This window comes from Streptacidiphilus carbonis (genome assembly GCF_000787775.1).
Lineage (GTDB): Bacteria > Actinomycetota > Actinomycetes > Streptomycetales > Streptomycetaceae > Streptacidiphilus > Streptacidiphilus carbonis.
Genome location: NZ_BBPM01000084.1, coordinates 1 through 10,963 on the forward strand (window position 1 = coordinate 1; position 10,963 = coordinate 10,963).

Genomic DNA, 10,963 nt, shown 5'->3' on the forward strand with positions numbered 1-10,963 from the left:
GCCCGCACCACCCCACCGCCCGCACCACAGCCGAGCGGAGTGAACCGTCAGTGAAGGGGGCATGCTGGTGGGGCCTGCCGTCAGTGATCTCCCCTAGGCTGGCAACTGACGGCATGACACCTGGTCCGCAGTCGGATCTCAACTCGGGGGAACGGGATGAGGCTGGAGTACGGCGGGCATCTGGGGCTGCATGCGGCGGTCTCAGGTCTGCCGGCCGCGCCGATGGTCGCCGACTACGGCCGGGTCGTGGCGCGGCAGCGCGAGGCCGGACTGCGGCACATCGGTGAGGCGCTGGTCCGGCCCGGCGGCCGGCTGCGGGTGCTGGACGGCTTGATGGTGTCCGGCGCCGACCGTGGCGGCTGGGTCCGGGTGGACCGGACCGAACTGCGGCGGCTGCAGGACGCGGCCGCCGGTTCAGCGGGGATCCGGTCCCTGCTCACGCTGCTGCGGACGATGGAGGAGCAGGACCGGGACGGTCTGCGCCGGGTGCAGATCTACCAGTTGGTGCAACTGCTGCAGCAGGGTTCGCTCCGGCCGCAGGCCGCGAACGCCGAGGCGCTGGGACTCGACCCCGGTGAGTGCCGGGCGCTGGCCCACGCCGCCCGGACCGGGCCGAGGCTGACCGTGTCCCAGCGGGCCGCCGCCGAGACGCTGCCGGACGTGTGGGCACGGGGCGAGGTGCGCCGGGCGGCGGCGCTGGTCCGGGAGTTGGAGCTGCTGACGGGGCGGGGTCCGGGACCGGGACCGGATCCGGGATACGGCCCCGGGTCGGACCGCCGACTCGCCGGGCTGATGGAGCAGGTCAGGGCGGCCGACCGCAGTGTCGACGGGATGCTGCGGGCCGGCCGGGACGCGGAGGCGGCCGGGGCGGTCGAACTGGCCCGGGGCGAGTACCTGCGGCTGGTGGGTCTGTGCGTGGACGAGGAGCAGGGGGTGCGCGGACTGGTGCGGACCTATCGTCCCCCCGCCGAGGGCGAGCCGGAACTGCGGGCCGAGGCCGCCGCGGACGGAGTGGTGCGGCTGTCCTGGGGCGGTCCGGACCCCGACGCCGGCTGGCGGGTGGTCCGGCTGGCCCGGGAGGAGGCCGGTCCGGCCTCGGTGGCCCAGTTGGCGGCGTCGGTGACCGGTGGCGGTTTCGCGGACCACGGCCCGCCGTTGGGGCGGCCGGTGCGCTACGCGGTGCTGCCGTTGGAGGGCGGGCGGATATCGGGGCCGCCGCTGGTGTCGGCGTCCTTGACGGTCACCCAGGAAGTCTCCGGGCTCGGGCTGGTGGACGGACGTGAGTCGGTCCGCGTGTCCTGGTCCTGGCCGCCGGGAGCGCCGGAGGCCGTGGTGGCGTGGAGCGGTCCGGACGGCCTGGCCGGGAGCCGGGTCGTCGTCGGGGGCGGCCCCACCGGGGACTGCGTCGTCGCCGGGTTGCCACCCGGCGGGTACCGGATCCGGGTCAGCTGTCGGCACGGTTCGCCGACCCGCGGGTACGTGGAGTCGCCGGGTGTGCACGGCCGGTGCACGGTGCTGCGCTGGCCGGAGCCGGTGCGTGAGTTCAGCGCCGTCCCGGACGAGGAGCGCGGCGGGTTCCGTTTCGGCTGGACCGGCGCGGTCGGCGCCGAGGTCCGGTTGGTCGTCTGGCCGGACGGCACCGCTCCCGTCCAGGGCGCGGAGCTGCGGCAGCCGCCGGCCCCGCTGGACTGGCCCGCGTCGCCCGAGGACCCGGCGGTCCTGCTGCCGCCGCGCGAGACCGGGGCCCGCGTCACCGCGGTCGCGGTTCTCGGCGAACTCGCGCTGGTGGGACCGGAGCTGACGGTTCAGGCGGTGGGCCCGGTGTCCGGGCTGCGGGTCCGTCGGACCGGCGCCGGCGAGGCCGACGTGCTCTTCGACTGGCCCGGGACGGTGGGGCGGGTGGAGGTCGCCTGGGAGCGCGAGTCCGTTCCGGAGCTGCGGACGGTCTCCCGCAGCACCTTCCTCCGGGAGGGGCTGCGGATCGAGGTCGGCAGCCCAGGCAGCCGGGTGCGGGTGTCGCCGGTACCGCCCGCCGTCGCAGGGTCCGCGGTGCTGCTGACCGGCTCCGCGGAAGTGGAAGTGGCCCCCTGTCTCGCGCTCTCCTACCGGGTGGCCCGCGGCAGGCTCCGGTCGATGCGGCGCGGGTGGGGGCGCGGGCACGCGGTACTGCGAGTGGAGCTGTCGGCCCCGGCCGGGGCCGGATCGGTCGTGCTGCCGGACTTCGTCCTGGTCGCCAAGCCGCTGGGGGAGGACGGGGGCGGCGGCCGCCCGCGCCATCCCGACGACGGGGTCACCGTGCTCCGGCTGTCCGGGAAGCAGCTGCTCGGGGCGGGGCCCGGCGAGTACCGGATCACCCCGGACGGCTGCTCCCCGCCCTGCACCCTGCGCGGCTTCCTGGTCGGCGACCGGGCCGCCGAGGTCCGGTTGGACGAACCCTCGCCCGCAGAGCTGGTGGTGCGCTGAGATGACGACCGTGGTGTGTCCCTACTGCTTCTCCAGGACGGCGGCGGCCAGACTGCCGTTCCGCTGTCTGATGCCCTCCACCGGGCTGCGCGGATCGGTCCGCTGCGCCGCCGTGAGCGACGACGTCTGGGCCGAGTTCAAAGGACCGGGACTGTCGGCCGGCGACCGGATGCGCGGCCCGGTGTTCCCCGCGCCGCGCCAGTTCGGCGGACTGCGCCCGACCGGGCTGCGTGCCGCCTGCCCGCACTGCGGGGCGGCCACGCCGGTCCGGGTCTGCCCGGGCTGCCACAGCGACCTGCCCAGCGACTACTGCGACCAGGAGAGTCGGATCATCGCGCTGCTGGGCGCCAAGGCGTCCGGGAAGAGCACCTATGTGACCGTCCTGGTCAATGAACTGCGGCACCGGGTCGGCTCCGCCTACCAGGCCTCGCTGGTGCCGATGGGCGGCGAGACCCAGCGCCGGGACCGGGAGCTGGCCGAGGACCTCTACGAGCGGCTGCGCCTCCCCGAGGCGACCCGTCCGGCGGCCATGGGCTTCAACGACCCGCTGATGTACCGGCTCAGCGTCCCCGGCACCGGGCGGCGGGCGGCCGGCAGCAGGCACACCGCGCTGGTCTTCTTCGACGCCGCGGGTGAGGACCTGAGCAGTGCCGAGGCCATGAACCGGTACACCCGCTACCTGGGCGCGGCCGACGGGATCGTGCTGCTGGTGGACCCGCTGCAGTTCGGGTCCGTCCGCGACTCGCTGCCGAACGGCGCCGGAGCGGACCTGCCCGCGGTGGAGACCTCGGCCCAGCAGATCGCCGCGGACCTGGCCGGACAGCTGCGTGCGCACGGCCGCGGCGACTCCAAGGGCCGGGTTTCGACGCCGCTGGCCGTGGCGGTGACCAAGGTTGACATGCTGTCACATCTGCTCGAACCGCACTCGCCGCTGCTGCGGAGCGCCGAGCACCACGGCGGCACGCTGGACCGGGACGATCTGGCGGCGGTCCGTGAGGAGACCTCGGCGCTGCTCACCGCCTGCGACTCCGGAGCGCTGCGACGCCAGTTGGAACGGGACTTCGCCGAGTTGGGCCTCTTCGGCCTGTCCGCGCTCGGCGCACCGCCGCCCCTGGGCGCCCCGGCCGACGCCCCGGCGTCGGGACCGCGTCCGCTCAGGGTGGAGGATCCGCTGCTGTGGCTGCTGGCCCGGCGCGATCTGATACCGGTGCGGAAGCCGGCCGGCAGGAGGGTCGGATAGGTGAACCTGCCCCAGCTCCACTACACCTCGGCCGCCCCGGGACCGGACGGATCCGGTTTCCGGTTCACCGCGGTCAGTCCCGGGGTGCCGCAGACCGTGCTGGAGGAGGCTGCCCGGGTGCTCGGGTACGAGCCGCCCCGGACCGCCCCGGCCCGGCCGGGCGAGGCCGAACTCGCCCGCTTCCCGGTGGCGTTCAGCCATACCCGGCTCGCCGACGGGAGCTTCCTGCTCAGCCGCGCGGTGTACACCGGCACCGACTACAGCGGCCGGTGGGGCAACTTCCACGCGCATGCGGTGCATCTGCCGTCCGGCGCACGGCTGCCGGACGGGCTGCTGCCGTTCGAGGTCGCCGACGCGCCGGAGTGGGAGGCGGCCACCCCGTCCGATCCGGTGCCCGCTCCGCTGGAGCGGTTCAGCGCCGACCGGCAGCGGCTCCAGGAGGGGCTGGCCCGGTTCGCGGCGGACCGGGCGCCCTGGCTGGCAGCGGTTCTCGCCGATCTCCGGGCCCTGGCGCTGGACCCCGCCGCCCCGCGGGTGGTGCTGGTGGAGCCGGACACCGCCGATGTGGTCCGCTGGCTCGCCCTGGCCGGTACGGTGCTGCCGCCCGAGGCGGCGTCCCGGTTGACCTTCGCCAGCTACAGCCGGCGTCCGCAGCAGGCGGGACAGCAGGTCATCGGGGTGCTGCCGGAGGAGGCGGCGACGCTGGCCGCGCTCGGCAGGGACCGCCGCTACCGGGTGCACCACTGCACCGGGCAGCCCCCGGCGGCTGCCGACGCAGCAGTGACTTCGGCCCTGGACGCGGCCCTGGACGCGGAGGCGGACGCGGATCCGTGGGCCGGGATCTGCGCACGGATCTGGCTCGCCGACCGGTCCGAGGTGTTCGCGCAGGCGGCCCTGCTGCCCCCGGAGGACGACCGGTTCGCGGCCGGCCCGCTCGCCGCCGCCGCGCTGGCGTCGGGCGTCGCGCTCGACGCGCCGGGGCGGATGGCGGCCTGCGCGTGGGCCGGAGCGCACCACCGCGCGCTGGCGCCGGAGCAGTTGGACCGGCTGGTGCGCAGGCTCTGCGAGCCCGGCGCGGAGCGCGGGCCGGACGAGTCGCGGGCGCTGGCGCGGCTGCACGACGCCCTGGACGAGGTTCCGGTACAGCTCACGTCGCTGGTGCTGGTGCTGGCCGCCCGCCTGCCGGAACTGCCGCTGCCCGCCGTCGACGGCCTGACGCCGTCCCGGGAGCACCGGGCGCGGCTGGCGGCGGAACTCTCCGAGGTGCTGCCGCAGGCCGTCGCCACGGCCGTGCCCCGCGACCCGGGCCGGGCGCTGGAGCTGCTGGGCGTCGCCGAGCTGATGGGGATGGACCTCCCGGACGTGCCGGCGCAACTGGCGGGGCCGGTCACGGACCGGCTGCTGGCCGAGCGGGGGCGGGTGCCCTCGGCGTCGGCGGAGCCGCTGTTCGACGCGCTGGAGCAGCGTCCCCCGCTGCTGTACGCGGTACGGCGGCGGCTGGACGCGCTCGCCGCGGAGGACCCGGTGGGCTTCGCGGACGCCCTGGGCCGGAGCACCTTCGACGTCGACGTCCTTCCCGAGGAGGCGGCCGGGCTGCCGCACCTGGCGATGTGCCTGGCGGAGCTGGAGGACCGGGACCGGATGGCCGGGTTGCGGGTCCTGTTGCAGCAGGTCGGGGCCGGGGACTCCGACCGCCCGGTCGACCCGGCGCTGCTGGGCACCGCCATGGCTCTGGTCTGGGAGCGCGACAGGGCGACGGCGGAGGAGCAGCAGGCGCTGCTGGCGGAGTACGGCCCGCAGGCCCTGGCGATCGCCGGGACCGTGGGGCCGCAGGCTGAGGAGGTCCGGGAACCTTCACCGCGCGACCCGGGTGTTCCGGACGGTGCGCCGGGTGCGCCGGGTGCGCCGGGGACACCGGACGTGCCGGGGACACCGGCCGCGCCGGGCCGGTTCGGTCGGCTCGGGAAGCTGCTGGGCGGCCGGGGGCCGGGCCGGGGCGACGGGGGGCGGTCGGTGTGAACCCCTGGACCGGGTTCCTGGTCTTCCTGGGCGGCCTGGCCGCCCTGGTGCTGCTGGTGCGGCTGCTGGTCGGGGCCCGGCCGCTGACGGTGCGTCCGGGGACGCTGCTCTGGTGGCCGCTGTGGATCGCGGTGGCCGTGCCGGTGTGGCTGGCGGCGGTGCTGCTGCGCACAGTGGAGCAGGCCTGGGAGCTGCTGAGGTCGCCGCGGATCCGCTGCCCGCATCCGGACTGCTTCCAGCCGGTGCGGACGGTCGGCCGGGCCTGCCCCGGCTGCGCGCTGGTGCACCGGCCGCTGTACCCGGAGCTGTTCGAGCCGCTGTGGCAGCGCTGCACCTGCGGCCGACCGGTGCCGACGACCGCGCTGCTGGGCCGCAACCGGCTGGACGCCTACTGTCCGCACTGCGTGCGCAGGCTGCCCCGGGAGGTGACCACGGTCCGGGCCGTGCACATCGCCTTCGTCGGCGGTACCGCCTCGGGCAAGACCATGCTGATGGCGGCGATGGTGGCGGGCCTGCGCTCCTGGGGCGTGCAGTGGGGGCTGCGGATCCGTCCGGCCACCCCGGTCGACGAGAACCGACTGCTGGCGCTGCAGCAGCAGTTGGCACCCGGCGGCTCGGTCCCGGCCACCACCGGGGCGCAGCCCAGGGCGGTGATGCTGCTGCTGGAGCGGGGCCGGCAGCGGCGGCTGCTGTACCTCTACGATCCGATGGGTGCCGCACTGGAGGACGCCGCCGCGGTGCGGGAGCAGCGCTACCTGGCCCATGTCGACGGCGTGGTCCTGGTCGCGGACGTGCTCGCCGACCCCGGCGTCCGCGCGGCCCTGGACCGCTCGGACGCGTCCCGTGCGGTCGCGGCCCGGCCCGCGCTGCAGGGGCCGGTGCAGACCTACGAGCAGCTGACCGGGGAGTTGGCGGGGCTGTCCGGCGGACGGCAGCGCGTCGCGGTCGCCGTGGTCGTCACCAAACGGGACATGCTGGAGCAGCTCGCTTCGCTGCCCGTGCCCGGCGGCCCGACCCGGGAGTGGCTGGCGGGCGTCGGCCTGGACGGTCTGGTGCGCGGGATCGGCCACGACTTCGGGACCGCCCGCTACTGGACCGTGAGTGCCCGGGCCGCCGGGGGAACCGCCCCGGCGGGGGCCCGTGCGGGCCCGTCCGAGCCGGAGCAGCGGCATGCCGCCGGTCCGCTGCTCTGGCTGCTGTCCCGGTCCGGTCTGGACACCCGTGACATGACGAATCAACAGAACGCCTACTGGGCAAAGGGGACGCTGTGAGCGATATTCCAGGCGGGCCGATGGCGAGTCGGCCGGTCCACTTCTTCTGGCTGCTGGACTGCTCGTACTCGATGCAGGGCGACAAGATCGCGCAGCTCAACTACGCGATCCGGGAGGCCGTCCCGGAGATGCGCTCGGTGGCCGAGGGCAATCCGGCGGCCCAACTGCTGGTCCGCACCATGACCTTCTCCACCGCGGCGCGCTGGCACCACCCGGACCCGGTTCCGGTCGAGCAGTTCACCTGGCAGGACGTCGAGGTGGACGGGCAGACCAACCTGGGCGAGGCGCTGACCCTGCTGTCCCGGGAGCTGCGGGTGCCGCCGATGCCCGAGCGGGCGCTGCGGCCCGTGGTGGCGCTGGTCTCGGACGGGGTGCCCACCGACGACTGGCAGGCGGGACTGCGGGCGCTGGACGCGACCCCCTGGGGCCAGAAGGCGGTCCGGGTCGCCGTCGCGGTGGGCGAGCAGGCCGACCGCGGCATGCTGCGGCAGTTCCTGGGCGACCCCGAACTGGAACCTCTGAACGCCAACAGTCCCAAGCAGTTGGCCGCCGCGATCCGCTGGGCCTCCACCGTGGCGGTCCGGGTCGCCTCCGGCCTGGAGGGCGGCGGCGGCCCCCGGCCGGGCCCGAAGCCCGGGCCCTCCGTGGTCACCGACGACCCCGACGACGTGTGGTGAGCGCGGGACCGTGGCAGCTGGTCGGCGGCAGCGTCCAGGGTCCCGGCAAGCCGTCCAACCAGGACGCCTTCGACGCGGGCGGCAGCGGCGGCTCGGGATCCCCGGTGATCCTCGCGGTCGCGGACGGGCACGGCTCGGCCGCGCACCCGCGCAGCGCGGTGGGAGCCCGGATCGCGGTCCGGCAGTTCGTCCGCCTGGTGGGTGAACTGATGGACACGGCACGGTCGGTGGAACTGCCGGAGGCGACGCTGCTGCGCCGGCTGATGAGCAGCGCCCAGCACGACCTGCCGCGGCGGCTGGCGGCGGAGTGGCGCAGGGAGGTGCTGGACCACTGGCAGCGACAGCCCGGCGAGGCCGCCGGTCCGGAGGAGCGGCTGCTGCTCTACGGCACCACCCTGCTCGGCGCGGTGCTGACCCCGCAGCTCTTCGCGGCCTGGCAGTTGGGCGACGGGGAGCTGACCGTGGTGGACGACGACGGCTCGGTCTCCCAGCCGCTGGCCCCGGAGCGGGCCCGGCTGGGCGACGAGACCGAGTCCCTGGGCGAGGCCCACGCCTGGCGCTCGGTGCGGGTGCACTGGGCCCCGATCGTCGCCCCGGGGCGGGGGCCGCGGCTGGTCGCGCTGTCCACCGACGGCCTGTCCAAGAGCTTCGCCGAGCCCGACGGGATCACCAGGTTCGTGGGCGGTCTCGACGAACACCTGCGCGAGCAAGGGCTGGAGCAGGTGCGCGCGGTCCTGTCCGGATGGCTCGGCGAGGCGGCCAGGCACTCCGGCGACGACGCCACCCTGGCCGCCGCCTGGCGCAACCCGCTCGGCACGGAGCAGCCGGGCCGACCCGACGAGTCAGTCCTGGAGGAGAGCGGATGACCGGCATGCTTGCCGAGGGGGCCCTGCTGGTGACCGAGCGGGGGGACCAGGTCGAGGTCGTCGAGCTGCTCGGCTCGGGCGGCCAGGGCGAGGTCTACCGGGTCCGGACCGCCGACGGCGGCCAGGCGGCGCTCAAGTGGTACTACCCGGCCTGCGCCACGGCCGAGCAGCAGGGCATCGTCCAGGGCCTGGTGGCCCGGGACTTCGAGGACGACCGCTTCCTGTGGCCGCTGGCGTTCGTCCCCGCGGTCGCCGACGCCGGGCCGGGCTTCGGCTACCTGATGGAGCTGCGTCCGGACCGCTTCCGCGGGCTGCCCGCGCTGTTCCGCCGCCAGTTGCGCACCAGCACCGTGGCCCTGCTCACCGCCTGCCTGCAGACGGTGGAGGCGTACCAGGCCCTGCACTCGCGGGGGATCGCCTACCGCGACATCTCCTGGGGCAACCTCTTCTTCGACCCGGCCAACGGCGACATCCTGGTCTGCGACAACGACAACGCGGTGGTGGAGGGCGACGCCAGCGGGATCGGCGGGACCATGGAGTTCATGGCCCCCGAGCTGGTGCGCGGCGATCCCGGCGCCCGGCCCGGGACGCAGAGCGACCTGCACTCGCTGTCGGTACTGCTGTTCATGGTGCTGATGAACCACCACCCGTTGAAGGGCCGCCTGGAGTTGGCCATCCACTGCCTGGACGAGGCCGCCGAGCGGCAGCTCTACGGCAGGCAGCCGGTGTTCATGTTCGACCCGGTCGACAGCTCCAACCGGCCCGATCCGGTGGAGCAGGGCGCGGTGGCGCACGCCTGGGAGGCGTTCCCGCAGAGCCTGCGGGCGCTGTTCGTCCACAACTTCACGGTGGGGCTGCGGGACCCCAGCGCGCGGGTCCGCGAGTCCCAGTGGCGGGACGCGCTGCGGGCGGTGCTGGACGCGGTGGTGGAGTGCGCGGGCTGCGGCCGCCAGAACGCCACCGAGCCGTCGGCGACCGGCCCCGGCGCCTGCTGGGGGTGCGGACGGACCCTGGTGCTGCCGCCGCGGCTGGTGGTGATCACCCCGCCCCCGCGCAGCGAACGCCGGATCCTGCTGCGCCGCGGCGCCCGGCTGCAGCAGCACCACCTGGTGGCGGAACCGGCCCGGCACGACTACGGCGACCGCACCCTGGTCGCCGAACTGGTGGAACACCCCAGCCGGCCGGGCCGTTTCGGCCTGCTGAACCGCTCCGACTCCGCCTGGACCGGCCTGCGCACCGACGGCACCACCCAGCAGATCGCCCCGGGCCAGACCGTCCCCCTGCGCGCCGGCCTGGAACTCGACCTCGGGCCCGCCTGGGCCCTGGTCGTCGCACCCTAGTCCGCCCTGGCTGTACCGAGTGCGCGAGCGGCCGCGGCGAAGTCCCCGTCGGGCCCCGTCATCGACGGACCTCGACGAAGCAGCCGTGCACCGTGGCGCCGTCCGCCTGCCGCCAGTCCGCGCCGACCTCGCCGAGCACGGGCGGAATGCCGGCCCCGGTCCGCAGACGCCGGTTCACGCCGAGCGTCAGCTCTGCCCCGTCGGCGCCGGTCCGTACCCGGATCTCGCTGGCCGCGGGCAGCTCACGGACCGTCAGCAGCTCGGCCGAGGCAGTCCTGACCTCCTCGGCGAGGCTCGCGCGCACAGTCGGGTCCGGGGTGTCGGTGAGGCTCTGGGCCTGCGCTTCGACGGCCCCTGCCAGCAGCGCGTACAGCTGGGCCACCAGCACCGGGTCGTGCGTCCCGTCGTAGACCCAGCGCCGCCCCAGGACCCCGTGCTCGGTGGTGCCGACCAGCGCCTGCTCGGCACCGGGCAGCGGCGCGCCGCGATAGCTGAGCGGCACCAGGTAGGCGTCGGACCCGCCCCCGGAGCTGTCGCGGACGACCATGAACTCGATCCCGACCTCCCCCCGCGGATCGTCCAGCCGGAATCCGCCCGCTTTCTCCAGCTCGGGCTTCCCGCCGCCGGCGAACCAGGGCTGCCGGGGCAGCCACTCGGTGAGCAGCTCCAGCTTGGTGGGCTCCAGCGTGGTGCGGTGGATCACTGACATCGGATGTACACCTCTCCTCGGCTCGCATCCCATCCTGCCAGCCGGCTCCGGAATGGGGTTGTCAGGAGGTCTGCTGCAGGGAGCCTGCGGTGATCACGCCGTTCTGGACCGTGTAGGTGCCGGCGAAGTCTTCGGTGGAGCCGTCGGTGTGGACGGCGTGCAGGTGGACGTCGGCGGTGTCGCCGCTCTGGCTGTCGATGGTGATGGTGTCCTGGCTGGTGGTGGAGAAGCCGCCGGCGAAGGAGGAGTAGGAGCCGCCGAGGTTCTTCCCGCCCAGGTTCCACGCGGTGCGGTAGTCATGGGCGTTGATCGCGGCGTAGTAGGCGTCGACGGTGGCGCCGGGGCCCGGGGTCGGTTCGGCCGGGGGCGGTGGGGACG

At 75.2% G+C, this 10,963-nt stretch carries 8 protein-coding genes and 1 pseudogene; 7 read left to right on the plus strand and 2 right to left on the minus strand.

What is annotated here, in order from left to right; translation table 11 throughout:
* The first annotated feature begins 156 nt into the window (after positions 1 to 156).
* The 7 genes from TR46_RS34935 to TR46_RS34965 are packed head-to-tail and all read left to right on the plus strand — an operon-like array spanning position 157 to position 9,876.
* Positions 157 to 2,463, plus strand: a complete 2,307-nt coding sequence (locus TR46_RS34935; protein ID WP_042410440.1) for a hypothetical protein — start codon at positions 157 to 159, stop codon at positions 2,461 to 2,463.
* A gap of 1 nt (position 2,464) precedes the next feature.
* The gene (locus TR46_RS34940; RefSeq protein ID WP_042410442.1) at positions 2,465 to 3,703 is read left to right on the plus strand and encodes a TRAFAC clade GTPase domain-containing protein; all 1,239 of its coding nucleotides are present in this window, start codon (positions 2,465 to 2,467) and stop codon (positions 3,701 to 3,703) included.
* Positions 3,704 to 5,722 carry a GTPase-associated protein 1-related protein gene (locus TR46_RS34945; RefSeq protein ID WP_052433373.1) on the plus strand — a complete coding sequence of 673 codons (2,019 nt, stop codon included), beginning with the start codon at positions 3,704 to 3,706 and terminating at the stop codon, positions 5,720 to 5,722.
* A complete protein-coding gene (locus TR46_RS34950; RefSeq protein ID WP_052433374.1) occupies positions 5,719 to 6,993 on the plus strand; it encodes a TRAFAC clade GTPase domain-containing protein in 1,275 nt (424 codons plus the stop codon). Before TR46_RS34945 ends, TR46_RS34950 begins: the two co-directional genes overlap by 4 nt.
* 20 nt (positions 6,994 to 7,013) lie before the next feature.
* Positions 7,014 to 7,670 carry a vWA domain-containing protein gene (locus tag TR46_RS34955; protein ID WP_042410445.1) on the plus strand — a complete coding sequence of 219 codons (657 nt, stop codon included), beginning with the start codon at positions 7,014 to 7,016 and terminating at the stop codon, positions 7,668 to 7,670.
* Complete coding sequence (locus tag TR46_RS34960) at positions 7,667 to 8,536, plus strand: protein phosphatase 2C domain-containing protein (protein WP_236655661.1); 870 nt, start codon at positions 7,667 to 7,669, stop codon at positions 8,534 to 8,536. Before TR46_RS34955 ends, TR46_RS34960 begins: the two co-directional genes overlap by 4 nt.
* A complete protein-coding gene (locus TR46_RS34965) occupies positions 8,533 to 9,876 on the plus strand; it encodes a protein kinase domain-containing protein (protein WP_042410449.1) in 1,344 nt (447 codons plus the stop codon). The genes TR46_RS34960 and TR46_RS34965 overlap by 4 nt, the downstream gene beginning before the upstream one ends.
* A 58-nt stretch (positions 9,877 to 9,934) precedes the next feature.
* On the opposite strand, the gene TR46_RS34970 is transcribed toward TR46_RS34965, so the two are convergent.
* Both TR46_RS34970 and TR46_RS42865 read right to left on the minus strand, forming a co-directional pair.
* Positions 9,935 to 10,585 carry a maltokinase N-terminal cap-like domain-containing protein gene (locus tag TR46_RS34970; RefSeq protein ID WP_042410452.1) on the minus strand — a complete coding sequence of 217 codons (651 nt, stop codon included), beginning with the start codon at positions 10,583 to 10,585 and terminating at the stop codon, positions 9,935 to 9,937.
* A gap of 61 nt (positions 10,586 to 10,646) precedes the next feature.
* A pseudogene (locus tag TR46_RS42865) lies at positions 10,647 to 10,963 on the minus strand (excalibur calcium-binding domain-containing protein); the annotation flags it as partial.